The following is a 21,038-nucleotide window of genomic DNA, read 5'->3' on the forward strand; positions in this document are numbered from 1 at the left end:
ACAATAAAATAGAGATGAAGATGAAAAAGAATCAATTGACAATGTTAGTCCTTTTTGCGACAATGCTGGGATTTACCGCATGTAGTGATGATGACAAAGTGAGCATATCCACTGTAGGTATTACCACTACTGTAGATACAACTATCGAGGGGCTGCAACTGACCGGTGGAACCTATACTTTTGAAAATGTAAATACATCTGTCAAGACAGACATTACCTATCCGGCTCAGAGTATTGAACTGGCGGACGGGTTGTATAATGTAACTTTCATTGGTAAGGGAACTTACTCACAGAATGGAACTCCGGTGGAAGTCGATGTACAGGGAGTACAACAGAATGTGGCCGTATCTGGAGGGTCGTACAAGCTGGAACTGAAGGTTCATGTACTCAATACAGGTGACCCTGATTTTGTGATTGCCGAGATATTTATTCCCGGAACCTATAATGAAGCAGGTAAGCAATATAATGGCGACCAGTATATACGTATCTATAATAACTCGGATAAAGTTTTGTATGCGGATGGATTGATATTTATGGAATCACAATTCCAAACTACTCAGAAATATCAATCGGTAGATCCGGATATCATGGATGAAGCTATTGCGGTAGGCTCTGTTGTAGCAGTACCGGGCAGTGGAACAGATTATCCGGTACAACCGGGAGAATCCTTTATCCTTTGTGACAATGCGATCAATCATAAAGAGGCTAATCCGAATTCTATAGATTTAAGTAAAGCCAATTTTGAGTGGTATATTGAATCAAAGCAAGATGTGGATAATCCGGCTGTTCCCAATCTGGATGTTTATTATTGTTATTCCAAAACTATCTGGGTGTTGAATAAACAGGGAAATCGCGCTTATGCTATTGGCAGATTACCCAAAAGTATGACTAAAGAAAAGTATATTTCAGACTATGCATACAACTATACGTATATTATGCAAAATGGAACAGCCAGTAAACCGCAAAGCAAATATAAGTTCCCCAATGAATGGGTGATTGATGCTGTAAATGTAGGTGCTTCCAATGAATGGCAGTGGAATGTAACCTCTACCGGGCTGGATATGGGGCATACTTATATCGGTATGAACAATACCGTTGCAGAAAACATCGGAAAGTGCGTAATGCGTAAAGCCGCCTACAAGGATGGTGATCGGGAAGTATTGCAGGATACAAATAACTCTACCGTTGATTTCACACCTGTGGCTACTCCGAGCCTGTTTAACAAATAATTGAATCCGTCTTATTGATATATAAATCTTTATTATTCATGATGCTAATCCGAATTATCATTATGTTGCTGATTGCTTTATTTGTGGAGAGTCGGCAGGAAGCCTTCGGGCAGACTACCGACACACTCTCCCTGTCCGATAAGGTAATCCGTACCGCTTCATTTGCGACCGGATTTCGTGGCGAGATATGGCAGAATCCGGCACTTTATTATTACTATACTCCGTATACATGGACAAGGCTGGACGTAAATGGAGCTTATCATGATAAAGGAAAAGCATCTTTGAAACAGGAAGGTGATAAGGATACCCGTATCGGGGTAGATGTCAATTCCTTCGTTATTCTTTCGGAACGTGATCGTGTATTCGGTTCAGCAGGATACAGGAGTGAGAAGCAGGAGAATGTGTTATGGAATGAAAATATAGACTGGAAATTGATAGCTCCTTACGTGACTGGTGATTCCATTGGTGGTTTCCTGAAGGGAGAAACTTATTATTTCAATGGAGGTTACGCCAGTGAGTCAGGTTCCTGGACATGGGGAATCACCGGTGGTTACAGAGCGTCTCATAATTATCGGGATAAAGATCCGCGTCCACGTAATACAGCTTCCGATCTCTCTTTTGCTTTGGGAGCAGGATATCGTCTGGGGACATATCGTTTGGGAGTTTCCGCAGATTTCCGGCTTTATCAGCAGAAAAGTGAGATTTCATTCCTTGCAGATAAAGGCTCTACTTCGGTATACCATATATTGGGATTGGGCATGGATTATGTGCGTTTCGCCGGAAACCAGACCGGGACGAAGCATCAAGGCATCCGGTGGGGAGGAAGCATAGGCATTCTGCCAGTTGATACGGAAAAGGGGATATCGGCCACAGTTTCAATTGACCGTATGTCAATGGACAAGAAATTGAGCAATGCCAATAATCTCACTTTGCTGGAATTGAATACGACTGATTTGAAAGGAAACGTGACCTGGATGCGGGAACTTCAGCAGGCAGAACACCTTGCTGTGAAACTGGATGCAGGCTATATAGTTCGTAAAGGAATGGAGAATATTTACGGAGAGGCGGGCGGAAGCTCCTATGGAGCATTAATTAGTACATCTCCGGGAATGAAGGTCACGAATAGTCGGATTGCCGTAAGTGGTTTGTGGGAGAAGCTTTTGACCGATAAAGGTGTATGGGGAGGAGCAATTGTCCCAAACATAATCTACCATCGGTTGGAAACGGATTACAACGCCGTATCCCGGTTTGTTCACTTGTCTGTTTTGGAGAGTTCTTTGCGTGCCCGTTTGCTGTATCAGAAGAGGCTGCTACGATTGACCGCAGAAGCTAACGGTGGATATTATGCCAATTTATCGGCTGAATATTCTTTACCGGGATTGAATGCCGCGAAGTCGTCCGCCCAGACTTTATTGGCAAATATTGACTATTTATCTGATAGTTATAGTATGGTGGGGATTCGTCTGCAAGGGGATTATCCCATCATGAAACAATATAACCTGTCTTTGTCTGTTCAATGGCAGGCGGCATATTATAAAAAATGCGGAACGGCCCAGTATGCCGCTTGTTCACTGGGCATCTTTTTTTAAAAAATAAAAACAGTTAGCATATGAAAATTAAGTTTATGGTCGCTGCAACCTTAATGGCAGCTTTAGTAACTACTACTTCTTGTGGAAACAGTAACAAACAGAGCCAGTCTGAAAAAACGGAGCAGGCGGCTCCGGCGGCATTGAGTATCGATAATCTGCTGGTGCATGCCGATTCACTGGCCAACAAGGAGGTGACTATCGAAGGAATCTGCACACATACCTGCAAGCACGGAGCTACAAAAATATTCCTGATGGGCAGTGATGATACCAAAACGATTCGTGTGGAAGCCGGACCTTTGGGCTCGTTTGATACCAAATGCATCAACGCTATTGTCACAGTGACCGGAACGTTAAAGGAACAGCGGGTAGATGAAGCTTACTTGCAAAACTGGGAGGCTAAACTGAAAGCACAGACTGAAAAATCTCATGGAGAAACTGCTGCCGGGTGTGATTCGGAAAAAAAAGCACGCGGTGAAACAGCCAGCACCCCTGAAGCCCGTATTGCGGACTTTCGCGCAAAGATAGCAGAAAGAAAAGCTGCTACCGGAAAAGATTATCTGTCATTCTACTATATGGAAGCCAGTTCTTATGAAATCGCAGAATAAAGGTACTGCATTCCGCAAGTGGAGCCGGATCATCCATCGTGATCTGTCTTTCTTCTTTGCGGGAATGATTTTGATTTATGCTATTTCGGGTATCGTGATGAACCATAGGGATAGCATAAATCCCCATTATACAGTTACACGAACGGAATATAAAATAACAGAGGATCTGTCGGACAAGAGCAAAGTTAATGAGAAGATGATTTTGACTTTGTTGGAACCGCTGGGCGAAGCCGGAAATTTTACTAAATATTATTACCCGGAACCGGATCTGATTAAGGTTTTTCTGAAAGGAGGCTCAAGTCTGGTGATTAACACCCGGACAAAAGATGCTGTCTACGAGGGGGTGAAGCGCCGTCCGCTGATCTCTTCCATGGTACAACTCCATTTCAATCCGGGTAAGTGGTGGACTTGGTTTGCCGATGCTTTTGCTGTCTGTCTGATTATTATCACTGTCAGCGGTATAGTGATGATAAAAGGTCCTAAAGGATTGTGGGGCAGAGGAGGAATCGAGTTGGTGGCCGGTATCTTGATTCCTATTCTTTTCCTGGCGTGTTTCTAATAGCAAACGAAAAATGATTTATAAAGCATGAGTGCAATTATAGAATGTAAGAACCTGACCCATTATTACGGTCAACGCAAGATTTATGAGAACTTGAGTTTTGAAGTTCCTCAAGGGCGTATCTTGGGGTTGTTGGGTAAAAATGGTACAGGGAAAACGACAACCATTAATATATTGAGCGGTTATCTTCAGCCGCGTTCAGGCGAATGTCGCATCTTTGGTGAGAACATTCAGACCATGAACCCTGCTTTACGCAGGAATATCGGTTTATTGCTGGAAGGTCATGTTCAATATCAGTTTATGAATATCACACAAATAGAAAAGTTTTATGCTTCTTTTTATCCGGGACAATGGAAAAAGGAGGCTTATTATGACTTGATGAATAAATTGAAGGTAGCTCCGGGACAACGTATCTCAAGAATGTCGAACGGACAGCGTTCGCAAGTGGCATTGGGACTGATCCTGGCACAAAATCCGGAGTTGTTGATTCTGGATGATTTCTCTTTAGGACTTGATCCGGGCTATCGCCGTCTTTTTGTGGATTATTTACGTGATTATGCCCGTTCCGAGAACAAGACTGTTTTCCTGACTTCCCATATTATTCAGGATATGGAGCGGTTGATTGATGATTGTATTATTATGGATTATGGCTCTATCCTTATTCAACAGCCTATTGAAACGTTGATGAAAGAGCTGAGAAGATATACTTGTACTGTGCCCGAGGGTTATCAGCCTCAGTTGCCGGCAACTTGCTATCATCCGGCTGTCATTCGTCAAACCTTGGAAACGTACTCCTTTTTGCCTCCCGTGGATGTGGAGAAACTGTTGAAGGAAAGTCAAGTTCCCTTTACTGGTTTGCAGCACGAAAATGTAAGTCTGGAAGATGCCTTTATCGGTCTTACCGGAAAGTATTAATATGTAAACTAAATAGAAGAAATATGATACAAGCCATATTTTATAAAGAGTGGATAAAAACGCGTTGGTATTGGTTGCTGGCAACTCTTTTTATGATAGGGATCACAGGATATTCCATGCTTCGTATTGGCCGTACCATTGCCATACAGGGAATCGATCATTTATGGGTAGTGATGGTCCAGAAGGATGCTATATTTATTGATTTGTTGCAATTTGTCCCTTTACTTATCGGTATCTTGCTTGCTGCCGTACAGTTTTTCCCCGAGATGCAACGTAAGTGTTTGAAGCTTACTTTGCATTTGCCTTATTCACAGAAGAAAATGGTCATGTCAATGTTGGCCTATGGCGTACTTGCACTGGTGACCTGTTTTGCTATGAGTTTTATTATGATGGGAGTTTATCTGCCACAACATTTTACAAGTGAGTTGGTGCAGCGTGTTTTATTATCTGCGGCTCCATGGTTTCTTGCCGGATTTGCCGGTTATCTGCTTGTTTCATGGATTTGCCTGGAACCCACATGGAAGCGCAGGGTTTTGAATCTGATTATTGCGGCATTGATTTTCCGTGTCTACTTTCTGGCTCCGGGAGCGGAGGCATATAATAGTTTCTTGCCCTGTCTGACACTTTATACGTTGCTTGCCGCTTCTCTTTCGTGGATTTCTGTGGTACGGTTCAAGGCCGGTAAGCAAGACTAATTGAATGTTTATTATTAAAAAATCAAACAAACATGATTCGATTCAGCAAAATATTTTTTTATATTACCGTAGCTGTCCTGCTTGTATGGCAGTTGCCTTGGTGTTATGCTTTTCTCACACTGAAGCCTGTCAAAACTCCTTTTACTATGTATAGTTCCGTACTTGGTGATTTTGTTATTACACAACTAGATGAGAATAAGCAACTTCACCGCTATGATACGAAAGGCAATACATATACACAACAGCAGGTAGACAGTTTGTTGCCTTCTCTCTATGTGCGCCAGCTTACGGCGGACGAACGTTTCCCTGATACCATTTGTGGTAAGGCAGTTAGTCCGAAAGATATTCAATTGACAAACTTTACTTTCAAGAGTGTGCCGTCAGCCATCAATGCTTCCCAGACAGGACTCTATTTTCTGATGGAGTCCATGTCCAAACGGGTGGATTTGAAAATGCCCGAAGATGCATTCCGTTTTACCGATAAAGGTATAGAATTTATTCGTATGGAGACGAATTGTATCGATGAGGCGAAAAGCAAATTGTTTACGGATATGCTGGTTCAGAAAGGGTTTGCTTTTCCTGCATGCTATGCTTCGGGCAATCCAACTACTCGTAAAGACTATGATGAGGGATATCTGGTTTTAGATGCCAACCATAAATTGTTCCATCTGAAGTGCACCAAAGGACGTCCGTATGTGAAAGCTATTCAGTTGCCTGAAGGAGTCTTGCCGGAATATGTGTTTATTACTGAATTCCGTAGCCGTCGGACTTTGGGGTATATGGTAGATAGCAAGCATCATTTTTATATTATCAATAGTGATGGAAGTTTGGTGAAATCAGCTCTCCCCGGTTTCGATCCGGCAAAAGATGAGTTGACCATCTTTGGAAATATGTTTGACTGGACTGTAAAGTTATCGACAGATAAAGATGATTATTACTATGCTTTGGATGCTACAGATTATTCACTGATTAAAGAACATGCCTATAAAGATATCCGCCGTTCTGTTCCGGGGTTGTCTTTTACATCTCCAGATGACAAATTTGTAAAACCTCGTTTTTGATGTGAATTTGGCAGGGGAAGTCTGATATTAAAATGTATATTAGTTCGAACAGACCGAAAACAACTAGGTAAAGGGGCTATCATGTTAGGCATCAGCTAACTCTACCTTCTGTGAGATACTGCAAATACGGGATTATATAATTGTGCGGACAGACAGGAGGGCGTGAAAACAGCCTTCCTTTTTTTGATAATATTTAAGATACAGGGATTTGATCTAGTTTTTCTTGCTCGTCAATTTTATATTATGATAATCGTTCTTTGAGTATATGCAGGATAAAACAGGTTGTTGAATTTTGCTTGTTTTTAAATTTTCAAAAATGCCAGATTGCATATAAATAATCTTCGTTTTGACCTCCTTTTATCCTAAACCAACTCTTAATTGTATAACCGATTTATGATTTAAAGAACCAATTTCATTCCGTAATTTTAGACAATTATTTGCAATACTTTTGATTGATATTGAAAAATAGGAGGGGGTGGGTCATCAGTTAAACGAATGAAATTACTGGAAATAAAAATCCCTATAACTGCAATGGTTATAGGGATTTATATATTGGCAATGTATTATATTACTTGCTCAAAGCAGTAGCAACGTCTACAGCACAAGCCACTGTACATCCTACCATCGGGTTGTTACCGATACCCAGGAATCCCATCATTTCCACGTGAGCGGGAACAGATGAAGAACCAGCGAACTGAGCGTCTGAGTGCATACGACCCATAGTGTCCGTCATACCGTAAGAAGCAGGACCGGCAGCCATGTTATCCGGGTGAAGAGTACGACCTGTACCACCACCTGATGCAACTGAGAAATAAGGCTTACCTGCAAGAACACGTTCTTTCTTGTAAGTACCTGCAACCGGATGTTGGAAACGAGTCGGGTTAGTAGAGTTACCGGTGATTGATACGTCTACACCTTCTTTCCACATGATAGCTACACCTTCGCGAACATCATCAGCTCCGTAGCATTTCACTTTTGCACGAGGACCGTCAGAATAAGCGATTTCACGAACTACTTTCAGTTCACCTGTGAAATAATCGAATTCAGTCTGAACGTATGTAAATCCGTTGATACGAGAGATGATCTGTGCAGCGTCTTTGCCCAAACCGTTCAAGATGCAACGCAGAGGTTCTTTACGTACTTTGTCTGCTTTTGCAGCGATTTTGATAGCACCTTCGGCAGCAGCGAATGATTCGTGACCTGCCAGGAATGCGAAACATTTAGTTTCTTCGCGCAGCAACATAGCAGCCAGGTTACCGTGACCGATACCTACTTTACGGTCGTCGGCTACAGAACCCGGAATGCAGAATGCCTGCAGACCGATACCGATAGCTTCGGCAGCTTCAGCAGCGTTTTTGCAACCTTTCTTCAATGCAATGGCAGAACCTACTACGTAAGCCCACTTGGCATTTTCGAAACAGATAGGCTGAGTTTCTTCACAAGTTTTATAAGGATCAAGTCCGGCAGCTTCGCAGATTGCGTTAGCTTCTTCGATGTCTTTGATGCCGTTTTCGTTCAAAGCAGCAATGATCTGTTTGATACGACGGTCTTGGCTTTCGAATTTTACTTCTCTAATCATATTCTTTCCTCCTTATAATTATTCGTGACGTGGATCAATTTTCTTAACAGCTCCTTGTTCTTCAGTTACACGTCCATAAGTACCTGTAACTTTCTTCAATGCTTCATTAGCATCAGTACCCTTCTTGATTTCGTCCATGAACTTACCCATGTGAACGAATTCGTAACCGCAGATTTCGTCGTTCTTATCCAGGAATACGTTTTTGATGTAACCTTCAGCCATTTCAAGGTAACGGGGACCTTTAGCCAAAGTACCATACAAAGTACCTACCTGGCTGCGAAGACCTTTACCCAAGTCTTCCAAACCGGCACCGATAATCAGACCGCCTTCTGAGAAGGCTGACTGAGTACGTCCGTAAACGATTTGAAGGAATAGTTCGCGCATTGCTGTGTTGATAGCATCACAAACCAAGTCAGTGTTTAATGCTTCCAATACAGTCTTACCCGGAAGAATTTCAGCAGCCATAGCGGCTGAGTGAGTCATACCGGAGCAACCGATAGTTTCTACCAATGCTTCCTGGATGATGCCTTCTTTTACGTTAAGGGTTAGTTTACAAGCACCCTGCTGAGGAGCACACCAGCCAATACCGTGTGTCAAACCAGAGATGTCTTTAATTTCTTTTGATTTTACCCACTTTCCTTCTTCAGGAATAGGAGCTGGTCCGTGATTAGGACCTTTTTTCACAACACACATGTGTTCTACTTCGTGTGAATAAGTCATATTCTTTACGTTTTTTGGTAATAAAATAAATATTCGTAAACCACGTGAAAAGATTGGTTATTCTTTTCGCCCACAAAGTTAGTCGTTTTATTCTTTTCTGCAACTTGTTGCCCGTCACTTTTTATCTTTAAATAAAATAAATTTATTGTAGGACAGTATTTTGCAAACTAGAGTTGCCAAAATGTTTTTTCTTTCCGATGAAACCTCTATCTTTGTACCTATATTACAATGATAGGAATGGAAGCAAATAAAATAGCAATTACAGACGAAGCTTTGCGCCGAGGTGCGGAAGAGGGTATGGATGGTTTTTTGAAGGTGTTTATAGATAAATACCTAGAGGTGACAGGAGGTGTTGTCAATGCGGAAACAATGCCTTTGCTCAATGGTTACCAGCATTCATTGTTGGGGTATCATTTCTTGCGTGAAGAAATAAATGAAGGTGGTTTTGTACAATTGATACAGAATGGTTTTGGACCTTATATCTTTGATAATCCTTTTGCAAAAGCAATGCGGCAGTTTGGAGCGAAAGAATTTGCCAAATTGATTTATAGCGCGAAGAAAATATATGATGAGAACCGTGCTGATTTGGAAAAGGACAGGGATGATGAGGAATTTATGGCAATGTATGAGCAATACGAGGCCTTTGATGAGTTGGAAGAGCAGTTCATGGATATGGAAGAGTCGGTAACTGCCCGGATTGCAGAATATGTGGACAATCATATTGAGGAGTTTGCGGAGATTGTATGACAAGGACTTTTGCGTACTTTGTCGGGTATAAGCTCATGCGTTTTGATATAAAAAAAGTAAGTTGGCTTCAATAGCTAAGTAAGATACGTTCGTTGGCTGACGAACCTATGTTGCTTGGTCAAGCAAGTTAACTTACTTTTTTTGTCTTGTTATTCCGGTGTCATTCCATTTATTGTTTCCTGATAAACCAACCTTTGATATAGGCGGTTGCCAGTACGGCAAGTCCTGCCGCCAGGCAGATTCCCGTAACCACCAGCCCGTAACCGTTCAAGAAAGCTACCGGAGCGAAAGTTATCAGAGAAATCTCTACCGGGGCGATGAACAAGTAAGCCAGTGCATAGTTATCCAGGCATCGGCTGCGCATTTTGGGGTCTGCAACGCGGAGCAATGCGATGCCCATAGCCATAGTTCCAGTAAACCATCCCCATGTGAAGATAGCTTTCTCGAACCAACAGTCTTTCATTAATTTGCGGGCCATGACCAGAACATAAATCAGGGTTGCAATTAATCCTGAGACTAACAGAATTAATAAGGGTATGATGTACTCTATTACAACAGATATTTTAATGGAAGCAATTCCAAAAGCTACCAGAAAATCGGTAAAGGCTCCGCTGATGTGGCCTATGGTTTGCGGGCAGACATAATCACTGGTTTTTGTTTTGTCGAATATCTTTTTGATGAATATACCTACCACAAATGCGCAACTGAATACCGGCAGTTCAAACCCCGGCATAAAGTGGGATACTGTTTTGCTGATGCAGTATCCGCCTAATGCTATCACTGCTACAATGATAAGATTGAAGGTCAGCGGGTCAATGGAGATGGAAGAGCAAGAACTTTCACCCATGCTTTCCCGTTTGTCGCCGGGCAACAGGCCTGTCTGTAATTCGTGAGGAAGGTCATCGTAATTGGCGAGGAAGGAGGTGTGCCCTTTCTTTGTCCCCCATTTTATAATGATCAGTCCGATAATGACTGCCGCTACGATACCGAAGGTGGCGGCAGTCATGGCCAAAGTTAGAATTTCGTCATATCCGAACTGGCTGAAAGCCTGTCCGATGGCTGCTGCTGTACCGTGCCCGCCGCAATAGCCGCTTGGCATAGTGATGCCGAAGGCAGGGTTCAAGGGCCATATCCGGTTCAGGACAAGCAATCCCAACAGTCCTCCGAAAGCCCATTGCAACAACATTCCTGCCTGTGAATATGCCCACATGCTGCCTATATTGTCTGCATCTCCTTTGGCTGCCTTTTGTGAGGTGAGGGGGAGAGCGCCGAAAATGAAGGCTATCAATATGCCGGCATAAGTTCCTGTTTGGGTGGAAAGAGGTATGATGCCGAAACCGTGAGGTCCCAAGGACAGTCCTATAAACCCGGCCAACAGGCTAGGGGGGATGAACAGCCTTTGGATGAATCTTATTTTTACTCTCATGAGTTTGCCGAGCAGTAGCAGTACTGAGATGATGCCTGTATCGACAAAGAGTGTCCACGGGGTGAAATCGGTCATAAATCTAGGATTTGTTTGGATGTATTCGTTGAAGAATACAGCGTTCATAAATAGTTTATTTTACCGAATCGGTAGGAATGGAAATTGATCTTATCGGCAAAAATAATATACAGGTATCATGTAGATTACATATTTAACTATATATTTATGCCGATTCTTTTAGTCATAGGCTGATTTAAAAAAATGTTCTTGAAAAATATAGGGTAGATGAGGATTGGTTATGCTGTAGTCCACTTCATTACCCTATATTAAATTCAAATGTTTCATTTTATATCTTTAAGAATATAAGTAACCTTGGAACCTTTATTGAATGCTCCTTTCCATTTGCCACTCATCTCTATAGTTTCTCCTTTGTCATTTGCAAAAATAGCCAAATAGGTTGCTGTATATTCTTTGATATATATTTTACATTCAGTCGTTACTTTTGTATGTGGAGAAAGTTTTAGTGTTTCTTTTGATTTATATAGAGGGGAAAGCACTGTTTCGTTAAGGGACAGAGGTGCATGTAAGTCGGATGATAATTTTCTATATTCAGAACTCAAGGTACTGGCATTAGCTGTAATATCAACCAATATATTCTCTTTTAAAGTCAAAGAATTGAATAGTTCCGGGTCGTCACTGTAAAATTGTGATGTCTCTTTTATGTTTTTTTCAAATGAAAAAGTGATAGACATAGGTTCTTCTGTATTGTTGCTGGTTATTTTAGGAGGCAACTCAATTGTATCGACTTTCTCGGCATCATCTGCACTAAGTTTCCATTGAATGGATTGCAACTGATAATTGTTGATATCCAGTTTATCATTGCTGCTGCAAGAGTATATAAACAATGTACATAGGGCGGTGAACAATGCTTTACATGATTTCTTGAGTATTAGCATAATATTCTAGATTTTATGGTTAATGGGTGTTTTGTTTCAAAGATAGGAAATAAAGTGGTACTATAGCTAAACTGCTTGTTCTTTTATGTATTAATTTTTATTAATGGGTTAATGGCAGATAGATTACAAGTGAATCTCGGTGGAAAAAATAGCTAAAACAAAAGATAAAGCAAGTCTTATCAGAGAATGAGATATGAATAAAAAATAATGTTAAAAAGTAAGTGACGACGCAGTATTTAAGCCAATTTTTCATTTAATCATTAAAACAATAAAAAGAATTAAGTTTCTTTCTTGGAAACCGGTTCTTTTATTTAATTTTGCAAACCCTAATAATTATAAAGAAGAAAATGAAAAAAATGAAATTGGCAGCAATATTTGCTGGGTTAGTATCGGTGTTTACTTTTAGTTCTTGTTTGAATGATGGTGATAGCGGCTCCAATTATGATCTTTATGAGATCGTTACTGTGGAAGAAGGTAGTATTTTTGGTGGAACCGTTCTGAAAGGAGATGCATGGGGATATACTTATACTCCAGTGGCTTCAAGTGTATTGGCTGGTCTTAAGGCATCTGACGGCAGTTATTACAAGCGTGCGCAGGTAGGGATCAAATTGATGGAAGGAGAAGCAATTACAGAAGGGAAAAAGTCTTATAAGGTAAGTGAAGTTGGCGTATTGGCTATTTTGAATTATAAAGATTTTAATGTTCAGTCTGATACATTGAGAACTGATTATGCACTAGTGTCATTGGAAGATTCTAATAATAAGATATGGGCCATAAATGGATATGTTAACGTACCTTTTACTTTTAAAACTAAAGAACAGCTGAGTATGAACGATTTCCATTTATATGCTGTAGAAGCCAAAGAGGATACATTGGTGACAAAACTTCAACAGACCAAAGGAGCTGATGATGCTTATCAGACAGGGAGTGCTTTGATTAGTTTCCATATGCCTTTTAATGATATGAAATTTCGTGATATTTTCGATCAAGTAGTGCCTAAGAGTGATACTATTGTAGTTAAGGTGACGGCAAAGGGAGAAAATGATAAAGAACTTGTTTCTACAGTGAAATGTAGTGCTTCGAATATGCAAGCAAGCTATTAATGATATTTTATTATATAGTAAAATCCTCTTCAGCTACGGTTGAAGGGGATTTTTTATTTAATGGAACTATATGGTTCAATTCATAAGATAAGGGGGATAGAAATTTGACGGGGACTACTTCTTATTTTCCTGTTCATATCTTTCTTTAGATTCAGTATATACCTCCTGCATGTGAAAAGAGTTAACATGAATTTTTAAACGGTTCGATCTTTCTGCTGCCGTAATAACAACATATCGCATTCGTTCCTGTTGCATAAACATTTTCTATCTCTTGATTAAACCTTTTTATGCGGATGTATTCTATCTCCATAGCCTTTGGAGTTATCTCCATAAGTTTTGGAGTTATCTCCCAAGACTATGGAGTTAACTCCAAAGGCTTGCGGAGATAAAACAGGCAGGAAGAAAACCCTTAACCATACGGCAAGAAAGGTTTAGAGGTATGGATAAGATCTTTTAAGGATGAACCTGATTATAAAGCTATGCATTCCCTATGGAGAGAAAATTCCCAGACATCCTTCTTTTAAATTAACATTTAGTTTTTTTATATTCTAAAGCTTTCAAAGTTTTTTCTTTTGTCATTTTGCCTTAGTTATATTTGTCCTTCTTCTAAATTTATAATAAAAGTACTCTTATTTTTTGATTCCCCCAAGAGAAGTATGCGTTTTTTATTCGTTTATTCCAGTGAATTAATTACCTTTGCATTTCATTGAAGTTGAACAGAGGTAAATAGATTAGGCATTGAACTACAAAGATTTATTTAAGCGAGTAATAGCGTTGATTTCGTCTCCGGCAAAAGTGTGGGAGGAAATTAGCAGAGAAGAGGATAGGCGTAAAGTGTTGGGAGCATTTGTTTATCCCATGATAGGCTTATGTGGTTTATCCGTTTTTATAGGTACATTCATAGGAAATACGGAAGGAGTCGCTGCTTTCCAAATAGCGATGACACGATGTTGTGCTATATTTGTATCCTTGTTTGGAGGATATTTTTTGGCGGCATACGCCATAGACCAATTGGGCAAGAAACTTTTAGGGCGTGAAGACCAGTATGAACTAAATCAGCAGTTTGTAGGTTATTCTATGGTAGTGACTTTTGTGCTCGATATTGTCAGCGGGTTGTTTTCTATTTCCATCCTTCATTGGATATTGCAATTTTACACCGTATTTGTGGTGTTCGAAGGTGCACGTACCCTGATGAAGGTAAATGAAGAGAAACTGACACGATACACCTTGATTGCTTCAGTTATTATAATTGTTTGTCCGGCATTGATTGCCGCTGTGTTTAATGAGTTATCTGTTATTTTGAATTAATGAAACCGACTCCTGTTAATATAAAGAATAAGCGTGCATCGTTCGATTATGAATTTATCGATACGTACACGGCAGGTATCGTGCTCACGGGAACTGAGATAAAATCCATCCGTTTGGGCAAAGCCAGCCTGGTAGATACCTATTGTTATTTTGTGCAAGGCGAGTTGTGGGTGAAGAATATGCACATTGCCGAGTACTTCTATGGTTCATATAATAACCACTCCGCCCGTCGAGAACGCAAATTATTGTTGAGCAAGAAAGAACTGCGAAAATTGGAAGAAGCCGGAAAGAATCCCGGTTTTACGATTGTTCCTGTCCGTCTGTTTATTAATGAAAAAGGACTGGCAAAGTTGGTTGTCGCATTGGCAAAAGGTAAAAAACAATATGATAAGCGCGAGTCGTTGAAAGAAAAAGACGACCGTCGCGAAATGGACCGTATGTTTAAAAGATAAATATTTTATAATAATTAGGCACGGATTACATGAATTTCACGGTTCCCGGTTGTAGCAACCACAGAGGAAATCCGTGTTGTCCGTGTAATTCGTGCCTAAAAAATAGACCTATGGCTACATTAAAACAAATAATCAACGAGCGGGTCCTCATCCTTGACGGTGCGATGGGAACCATGATACAACGGTACAACCTGTCCGAACAGGATTTTCGCGGAGAGCGTTTTGCCGGGATACCCGGACAAATGAAAGGTAATAATGATTTGCTTTGCCTTACTCGTCCGGATGTGATAAAGGACATTCACCGCAAATACCTGGAAGCGGGAGCTGATATTATTGAAACAAATACGTTCAATGCCCAACGGATTTCGATGGCAGACTATCATATGCAGGATTTGTGTCGTGAGATTAATCTGGCCGCTGCCAGACTTGCTCGCGAACTGGCCGATGAATATACCGCGAAGACCCCTCGTAAACCTAGATTTGTAGCAGGTTCGGTAGGTCCTACCAACAAGACTTGTTCCATGAGTCCGGATGTCAATAATCCGGCCTTGCGTGCTTTGACATACGATGAACTGGCCACCGCCTATCAGGAACAAATGGAGGCCCTGCTGGAAGGAGGGGTGGATGCGCTTCTGATAGAAACCATTTTCGACTCCCTGAATGCCAAAGCGGCCATTTATGCTGCGGAAACGGCAATGAAGAAGACAGGGCGCGAGGTTCCTCTTATGCTTTCTGTTACTGTTTCGGATATTGCAGGACGTACTCTTTCGGGGCAAACATTGGATGCTTTTCTGGCATCCGTACAGCACGCGCCTATTTTTTCTATCGGTCTGAACTGCTCATTCGGAGCGAAACAATTGAAACCTTTTTTGGAAGGGCTGGCCGCACGCGCACCTTATTATATAAGTGCCTATCCCAATGCCGGACTTCCCAACAGTTTGGGACAGTATGACCAGACTCCAGAGGAAATGGCTTCAGAAGTGAAGGAATATATCGATGAAGGATTAGTAAACATTATCGGTGGTTGTTGTGGTACAACGGAGGAATATATTGCAAAATATCAGGAATTGATTGTTTCCGGTTCTGCCTGGGTGCCTCCTCATATTCCTGCCACCACTCCTGAGAGGCTGTGGCTTTCCGGGTTGGAACTGTTGGAGCAGACTCCCGAAATGAATTTTATTAATGTAGGTGAGCGTTGCAATGTGGCCGGATCCCGTAAATTTCTCCGTTTAATCAATGAAAAGAAATATGAGGAAGCGCTAAGTATCGCCCGCAAGCAGGTGGAAGACGGTGCTTTGGTGATTGATGTGAATATGGATGACGGTTTGCTGGATGCCCGGGAGGAGATGACTACTTTCTTGAATCTGGTCATGTCCGAGCCTGATATAGCCCGTGTACCCATCATGATTGACTCTTCCAAGTGGGAAGTCATTGAGGCCGGACTGAAATGTCTGCAAGGAAAATCTATTGTCAATTCTATTTCTTTGAAGGAAGGGGAGGAGAAATTTATAGAACATGCCCGTCTGATAAAGAAATTGGGAGCTGCCACTGTGGTGATGGCTTTTGATGAGAAAGGACAGGCTGATACTTTTGAACGTAAAATTGAAGTATGTGCCCGTGCTTATAAAATATTGACGGAGCAGGTAGGCTTTAATCCTCATGATATCATTTTCGATCCCAATGTACTGGCTGTGGCTACTGGTATTGAAGAGCATAATAATTATGCGGTAGACTTTATCAATGCCACCGGATGGATAAAGAAGAATTTACCCGGAGCACATATCAGTGGTGGTGTGAGCAATCTGTCGTTCTCTTTCCGTGGAAATAATTATATCCGTGAGGCAATGCATGCCGTATTCCTTTATCATGCTATTCGTCAAGGTATGGATATGGGTATTGTAAATCCTGCTACTTCGGTGCTTTATACAGATATTCCTGCTGATGTGCTGGAACGGATAGAGGATGTAGTCTTAAACCGCAGGCCCGATGCTGCCGAACGTTTGATAGAAACTGCTGAGGCGTTGAAAAATACGGCGACCGGAACAGAAGCCGTAAAGCAGGATGTGTGGCGTGAGGAACCGATGGTAGAGAAACGTCTTCAGTATGCCTTGATAAAAGGTGTTGGTGATCACTTGGAAGAAGATTTGGCGGAAGCGGTGAAACTATATCCTAAGGCGGTGGATATTATTGAAGGTCCGTTGATGGAAGGTATGAATAGGGTAGGAGAGCTGTTTGGAGCAGGGAAAATGTTCTTACCGCAAGTTGTGAAGACTGCTCGTACCATGAAAAAGGCAGTAGCTATTTTGCAACCTCTTATTGAGGCTGATAAACAAGAAGGTGCCCGCAGCGCTGGAAAGGTATTGATGGCTACCGTAAAAGGGGATGTGCATGATATTGGGAAGAATATCGTATCAGTGGTCATGGCTTGTAATAACTATGAAATTATAGACCTTGGCGTGATGGTTCCTGCTGAAATGATAGTCCGGAAGGCTATAGAGGAAAAGGTGGATATAATAGGATTAAGCGGGCTGATTACTCCATCATTGGAAGAAATGGCGCATGTGGCTGTAGAGTTAAAGCGTGCGGGGCTGGACATTCCCATTATGATTGGAGGAGCCACTACTTCCAAGCTGCATACTGCCTTGAAAATAGCACCTGTTTATGGAGGTCCGGTCATTCACATGAAAGATGCTTCACAGAATGCCTTGGTAGCCGCCCGTTTGCTGAATCCGGAATCTTCTTCTGAATTTGTGGAAAGGCTGAACAAAGAATATGAGGAACTTCGTCTGAAAAACAGTACCAAACAGGTAAAAACGGTATCTTTGGAGGAAGCTCAAAAAAATAAATTGAACCTTTGGTCATAATGAAGTGTCCCCCAAAAGTTAGACACAAAACTTTTGGGGGGCACTTCATAAAGTTACGACTTTTTTTATCTGCCCATTTTATCCGAAAGAATAAGAAGCTGTTTTATTGGATATATTTCTTGGACTGGTTATAATTTACTGAGAAACTCTTCCGCTTTTTCCAGATTTTCCGGTTTACCGATATCAAGCAATTGCAAATCATCTTCTACATAGCACTGGATGTCGACTCTGTGACATATGGAGAGATAGAAATCGATAATGGAATATTTTCCTCTGGGAAGGAGATTTAAAATTTTAGGAGTAGTCACTTGTATCCCGCTATAGGCGTATTCCCGATATTCCCCTTCTTTATACCGGAGTCCTGCCGGTTTGGTTTCCATGGTGTCTTTATTGACCCAGCCACGTAACAGATTATCGTCATTAAACAACAGATAACGGGAGGTCTTGCGTGGGCTGACTAAAAGGGTGGCATTGATGTTAGAACTATTCTGATGATAATACATAAGACTTTCAAAATCGCAATTGGAAAGGATATCTACATTGTGGAGCAAGTAGCATTCTTTCCGCATAATTCCTAAGCCTCTTTCGATTATTTCTTCCTCATCCATTCCTTTCATCAGATTTTCGAATATCAGTTCATACGGAGTTTCGCCTTCTTTGGTAAACATATCCTCAGGATGATGTAATAAGTAGTATGCTCTTTCCAAACCGCCGCCCGTATCAAGCAGACAGTCTGTCTCGTCCGAGATTTGTATATCGATTCCGAAGTTCTGGTTAGCTTCCAGAAAAGCGAGAATCTGATTGGAAAAGTGGTGTACATTGATTACTATTTCATCAAATCCTGCTGCTTTCAGTTTTAAGATGATGTGCTCTAACATGGTTTTTCCACCCACCGTTATTAATGCTTTAGGCCGGGTGTCTGTTAAAGGTTTAAGTCGGCTGCCTAGTCCGGCTGCAAAAATCATTGCTTTCATAATGTTCTTTCAAATGTTTGTTCTATATTCTGTTCTCGGTGTATTAACTCTACTTTTATACCGAATTTTTTATTGAGGTGTTCTGCCATGTGTTGTGCCGAATAAACAGAACGATGTTGTCCTCCTGTGCAGCCAAAACATATAGATAAGTTACTGAATCCGCGTTCCATATATCGTTTTACCGAAGCGTCTACTAAAGAATAAGCAGCATCCAGAAATGGGAATATTTCACCGTCTTCTTCCAGAAAGCGAATGACCGGCTCATCCAGCCCGGTGAAAGGTTTATAACGTTCGTATTTTCCGGGATTATTTACGGCACGGCAATCGAAGACATACCCTCCACCGTTGCCTGTAGGATCATCGGGAATACCTTTCTTATAGGCGAAACTCATGACTTTCACTGTGAGTTGCCGTTTCTTCAAATCATCCTTGAACTGCTTCAGTTCGGTAAGTTCCCTTAGTACGGAGCATAAATAGGGATACTCGGGATATTCATTATGAAGTAATTGCCTCAGGTTCTCAATGGCGTATGGTACACTTTGGATAAAATGTGGCTTCTTTTCGAAATAGCCACGGAAACCGTAAGCTCCCAATACTTGCAAGGTGCGGAAGAGCACGAAATGACGCAGTTGGTTGAAGAAATAATCACGGTCTACGGGTTTATATTTACATAGGGCGTCTATATATTCTTCCAACAGTTCATTGCGCAGAGTTTCGGGAAATTTAGCTTTAGCCTGCCATAAGAAAGAGGCTACATCATAGAAAAACGGTCCTTTACGTCCTCCCTGGAAATCAATGAACCAGGGTGCTCCATCCTTTATCATCACGTTTCTGCTTTGGAAATCCCGATACATAAAAGTGGCGGAAGAACTGCGTAGCAGTACATCACTCATTTTTTGAAAGTCATCTTCCAGCTTGTCTTCTTGGAACTCCAGTCCGGTAGCTTTCAAAAAGCAGTATTTAAAATAGTTCAAGTCCCAAAGGATAGAACGTTGGTTGAATTCGGCTTGGGGATAACAGTGTGAAAAATCAAAGCCGTCTGCTCCGGCAAATTGGATAGAAGGCAGTAAGCGGATGGTCTTGCGCAGCATTTCTTTCTCCTCTTCGGAGAAGACGCTGGTCGCCCGCCCTTTTTCAATAGCGTTGAATAAAAGGATATCTCCTAAATCTTCTTGCAGATAACAATTCTTGTCTTCAGAACAGATGTATACTTCTGGAACAGGAAGACCTTTCTTGCGGAAGTGTGCTGCCATATAAAGAAAGGCTTCATTTTCTTCTTTGGAGGTGCCGTATACGCCAATCAATTTTTTAGTTCCGGTCAGCCGGAAATAACGCCTGTTGGAACCGGATGAAGGTAATTCTACAATCTCTTCGGGTACTTCTCCGAGGTAGGTTTGATATAGGTTCTGTAAATCCTCTGTAGTCATAATCATATTTTGGAGCAAAGATATATATTATTCTCCCTTCCTTTGCTGATTTGCAAAGAAAGTTAATGCTTTAGTTCCAATTTATGAGAAAATTACTTGTTTTTACTCTTTCATCCGTATCAGTGCATTTGAAATGATGGCAGTAACTCCACCTGTTGTAATGCCGGATGAGAAAATATTCTTTATTGATTCTGGAAATTGACATAGTATTTCAGGAACCATTTCTACACTTAAACCTAAAGCGAAACTAAGTGCGATGACTAATGTTGCTTTCCGGTTAATCTTTTGTGCTGCGATAATACGAATGCCTGCTGAAGCCACTGTTCCGAACATCAGTAAAGTAGCGCCTCCCAATACAGGTTCGGGCATTAGGGAGAAAATTAATCCTACACTGGGAAATAATCCTAATAAAATAAGGAAACCTGCAATGTAATAGCCTACATATCGGCTGGCTACTCCTGTCAGTTGTATCATGCCGTTATTTTGCGCGAAAACGGAGTTTGGAAAAGAATTGAGAATACCTGCCAGCATCGAATTGAATCCGTCTGCCAAAATTCCTCCTGAAGCACGTTTGATGAATACTTTTCCTTCTACAGGTTCTCCTGATATCAGAGAATTGGCAGTAATGTCTCCATAGGCTTCTATGGCTGTTATCAAAAATACTAATCCCAAAGCTATGAATGCGGAGAAGTCGAAATCCAGTCCGTATTTGAATGGGAGGGGAATATTGAAACCACCAAAACTTTGTACTGCCGAGAAATCAATTCTACCGAGGCCCCAGGCAACTAAATATCCTATAATCAAGCCGATAACGATGGAACTCATGCGTAGG

Annotated in this window: 19 protein-coding genes; 12 read left to right on the top strand and 7 right to left on the bottom strand. The window is 41.3% G+C overall.

All coding sequences use genetic code 11. The annotated features are described in order from the left end of the window. The first annotated feature begins 14 nt into the window (after positions 1–14). The 7 genes from AB5935_RS15940 to AB5935_RS15970 are packed head-to-tail and all read left to right on the top strand — an operon-like array spanning position 15 to position 6,653. Positions 15–1,229: a DUF4876 domain-containing protein gene (locus AB5935_RS15940; RefSeq protein ID WP_008673166.1), complete on the top strand. Its 1,215-nt coding sequence runs from the start codon at positions 15–17 to the stop codon at positions 1,227–1,229. Positions 1,230–1,267: 38 nt separating this feature from the next. Next, a complete protein-coding gene (locus AB5935_RS15945) occupies positions 1,268–2,818 on the top strand; it encodes a DUF6850 family outer membrane beta-barrel protein (protein ID WP_038609075.1) in 1,551 nt (516 codons plus the stop codon). A 20-nt stretch (positions 2,819–2,838) separates the two neighbouring features. Beyond that, complete coding sequence (locus tag AB5935_RS15950) at positions 2,839–3,423, top strand: hypothetical protein (protein WP_005847444.1); 585 nt, start codon at positions 2,839–2,841, stop codon at positions 3,421–3,423. Further along, a complete protein-coding gene (locus AB5935_RS15955) occupies positions 3,407–3,982 on the top strand; it encodes a PepSY-associated TM helix domain-containing protein (protein ID WP_005847445.1) in 576 nt (191 codons plus the stop codon). The genes AB5935_RS15950 and AB5935_RS15955 overlap by 17 nt, the downstream gene beginning before the upstream one ends. Positions 3,983–4,009: 27 nt before the next feature. Then, entirely contained in the window at positions 4,010–4,897 is an 888-nt protein-coding gene (locus AB5935_RS15960) for an ABC transporter ATP-binding protein (protein ID WP_005847446.1), read from the top strand. 23 nt (positions 4,898–4,920) lie between these two features. Then, complete coding sequence (locus tag AB5935_RS15965) at positions 4,921–5,592, top strand: hypothetical protein (protein ID WP_007845237.1); 672 nt, start codon at positions 4,921–4,923, stop codon at positions 5,590–5,592. Between the two features lie 32 nt (positions 5,593–5,624). Then, positions 5,625–6,653, top strand: a complete 1,029-nt coding sequence (locus AB5935_RS15970; protein ID WP_007852798.1) for a DUF4857 domain-containing protein — start codon at positions 5,625–5,627, stop codon at positions 6,651–6,653. Between the two features lie 568 nt (positions 6,654–7,221). On the opposite strand, the gene AB5935_RS15975 is transcribed toward AB5935_RS15970, so the two are convergent. Both AB5935_RS15975 and AB5935_RS15980 read right to left on the bottom strand, forming a co-directional pair. Next, the gene (locus AB5935_RS15975; protein WP_005847449.1) at positions 7,222–8,232 is read right to left on the bottom strand and encodes a GGGtGRT protein; all 1,011 of its coding nucleotides are present in this window, start codon (positions 8,230–8,232) and stop codon (positions 7,222–7,224) included. A gap of 18 nt (positions 8,233–8,250) precedes the next feature. Next, positions 8,251–8,952: an iron-sulfur cluster assembly scaffold protein gene (locus tag AB5935_RS15980; RefSeq protein ID WP_005847450.1), complete on the bottom strand. Its 702-nt coding sequence runs from the start codon at positions 8,950–8,952 to the stop codon at positions 8,251–8,253. Between the two features lie 237 nt (positions 8,953–9,189). Here AB5935_RS15980 and AB5935_RS15985 point away from each other — a divergent pair, with 237 nt between their 5' ends. Continuing rightward, positions 9,190–9,699, top strand: coding sequence for a DMP19 family protein (locus AB5935_RS15985; RefSeq protein WP_005847451.1), 510 nt, complete (start codon positions 9,190–9,192; stop codon positions 9,697–9,699). A gap of 169 nt (positions 9,700–9,868) precedes the next feature. On the opposite strand, the gene AB5935_RS15990 is transcribed toward AB5935_RS15985, so the two are convergent. Beyond that, entirely contained in the window at positions 9,869–11,248 is a 1,380-nt protein-coding gene (locus tag AB5935_RS15990; protein WP_007845232.1) for a sodium/glutamate symporter, read from the bottom strand. A gap of 215 nt (positions 11,249–11,463) precedes the next feature. Beyond that, on the bottom strand, positions 11,464–12,078 hold the full coding sequence (locus tag AB5935_RS15995; RefSeq protein WP_007837689.1) for a hypothetical protein: 615 nt from the start codon (positions 12,076–12,078) through the stop codon (positions 11,464–11,466). A 347-nt stretch (positions 12,079–12,425) separates the two neighbouring features. On the opposite strand from AB5935_RS15995, the gene AB5935_RS16000 reads away from it, so the two are divergent. The 4 genes from AB5935_RS16000 (at position 12,426) to metH (ending at position 17,805) form a co-directional block, all read left to right on the top strand. Further along, positions 12,426–13,181 carry a hypothetical protein gene (locus tag AB5935_RS16000; protein WP_007842637.1) on the top strand — a complete coding sequence of 252 codons (756 nt, stop codon included), beginning with the start codon at positions 12,426–12,428 and terminating at the stop codon, positions 13,179–13,181. Positions 13,182–13,919: 738 nt separating this feature from the next. Then, positions 13,920–14,489, top strand: a complete 570-nt coding sequence (locus AB5935_RS16005) for a Yip1 family protein (protein WP_007837692.1) — start codon at positions 13,920–13,922, stop codon at positions 14,487–14,489. Next, the gene (gene smpB / locus AB5935_RS16010; RefSeq protein WP_007837693.1) at positions 14,489–14,941 is read left to right on the top strand and encodes an SsrA-binding protein; all 453 of its coding nucleotides are present in this window, start codon (positions 14,489–14,491) and stop codon (positions 14,939–14,941) included. Before AB5935_RS16005 ends, smpB begins: the two co-directional genes overlap by 1 nt. A gap of 110 nt (positions 14,942–15,051) precedes the next feature. After that, positions 15,052–17,805, top strand: coding sequence for a methionine synthase (gene metH, locus AB5935_RS16015; RefSeq protein WP_038612225.1), 2,754 nt, complete (start codon positions 15,052–15,054; stop codon positions 17,803–17,805). Positions 17,806–17,933: 128 nt separating this feature from the next. Here metH and AB5935_RS16020 read toward each other — a convergent pair whose 3' ends face one another. The 3 genes from AB5935_RS16020 to AB5935_RS16030 form a co-directional block, all read right to left on the bottom strand. Next, positions 17,934–18,779: a sugar phosphate nucleotidyltransferase gene (locus AB5935_RS16020; RefSeq protein ID WP_007837695.1), complete on the bottom strand. Its 846-nt coding sequence runs from the start codon at positions 18,777–18,779 to the stop codon at positions 17,934–17,936. Beyond that, the gene (locus AB5935_RS16025) at positions 18,776–20,206 is read right to left on the bottom strand and encodes a phosphotransferase (protein ID WP_007842650.1); all 1,431 of its coding nucleotides are present in this window, start codon (positions 20,204–20,206) and stop codon (positions 18,776–18,778) included. Before AB5935_RS16025 ends, AB5935_RS16020 begins: the two co-directional genes overlap by 4 nt. Before the next feature lie 102 nt (positions 20,207–20,308). Further along, positions 20,309–21,038: solute carrier family 23 protein (locus tag AB5935_RS16030; RefSeq protein WP_368327483.1), on the bottom strand; the 730-nt coding region annotated here is incomplete at its 5' end.

Origin of the sequence: Phocaeicola sp. RTP21198st1_B8_RTP21198_201120 (assembly GCF_040929485.1) — a bacterium.
In the GTDB taxonomy this organism is placed as follows: domain Bacteria; phylum Bacteroidota; class Bacteroidia; order Bacteroidales; family Bacteroidaceae; genus Phocaeicola; species Phocaeicola dorei.

What these genes read in the sequence shown, in the direction of transcription:
- AB5935_RS16020 (WP_007837695.1), bottom strand. Translation starts at nt 18,779, where the DNA reads ATGAAAGCAATGATTTTTGCAGCCGGACTAGGCAGCCGACTTAAACCT.
- AB5935_RS15985 (WP_005847451.1), top strand. Translation starts at nt 9,190, where the DNA reads ATGGAAGCAAATAAAATAGCAATTACAGACGAAGCTTTGCGCCGAGGT.
- AB5935_RS15990 (WP_007845232.1), bottom strand. Translation starts at nt 11,248, where the DNA reads ATGAACGCTGTATTCTTCAACGAATACATCCAAACAAATCCTAGATTT.
- smpB (WP_007837693.1), top strand. Translation starts at nt 14,489, where the DNA reads ATGAAACCGACTCCTGTTAATATAAAGAATAAGCGTGCATCGTTCGAT.
- AB5935_RS15965 (WP_007845237.1), top strand. Translation starts at nt 4,921, where the DNA reads ATGATACAAGCCATATTTTATAAAGAGTGGATAAAAACGCGTTGGTAT.
- AB5935_RS15995 (WP_007837689.1), bottom strand. Translation starts at nt 12,078, where the DNA reads ATGCTAATACTCAAGAAATCATGTAAAGCATTGTTCACCGCCCTATGT.
- AB5935_RS15970 (WP_007852798.1), top strand. Translation starts at nt 5,625, where the DNA reads ATGATTCGATTCAGCAAAATATTTTTTTATATTACCGTAGCTGTCCTG.
- AB5935_RS15955 (WP_005847445.1), top strand. Translation starts at nt 3,407, where the DNA reads ATGAAATCGCAGAATAAAGGTACTGCATTCCGCAAGTGGAGCCGGATC.
- AB5935_RS16000 (WP_007842637.1), top strand. Translation starts at nt 12,426, where the DNA reads ATGAAAAAAATGAAATTGGCAGCAATATTTGCTGGGTTAGTATCGGTG.
- AB5935_RS15950 (WP_005847444.1), top strand. Translation starts at nt 2,839, where the DNA reads ATGAAAATTAAGTTTATGGTCGCTGCAACCTTAATGGCAGCTTTAGTA.
- AB5935_RS15980 (WP_005847450.1), bottom strand. Translation starts at nt 8,952, where the DNA reads ATGACTTATTCACACGAAGTAGAACACATGTGTGTTGTGAAAAAAGGT.
- AB5935_RS15960 (WP_005847446.1), top strand. Translation starts at nt 4,010, where the DNA reads ATGAGTGCAATTATAGAATGTAAGAACCTGACCCATTATTACGGTCAA.
- AB5935_RS16025 (WP_007842650.1), bottom strand. Translation starts at nt 20,206, where the DNA reads ATGACTACAGAGGATTTACAGAACCTATATCAAACCTACCTCGGAGAA.
- AB5935_RS15975 (WP_005847449.1), bottom strand. Translation starts at nt 8,232, where the DNA reads ATGATTAGAGAAGTAAAATTCGAAAGCCAAGACCGTCGTATCAAACAG.
- AB5935_RS15945 (WP_038609075.1), top strand. Translation starts at nt 1,268, where the DNA reads ATGATGCTAATCCGAATTATCATTATGTTGCTGATTGCTTTATTTGTG.
- AB5935_RS15940 (WP_008673166.1), top strand. Translation starts at nt 15, where the DNA reads ATGAAGATGAAAAAGAATCAATTGACAATGTTAGTCCTTTTTGCGACA.
- metH (WP_038612225.1), top strand. Translation starts at nt 15,052, where the DNA reads ATGGCTACATTAAAACAAATAATCAACGAGCGGGTCCTCATCCTTGAC.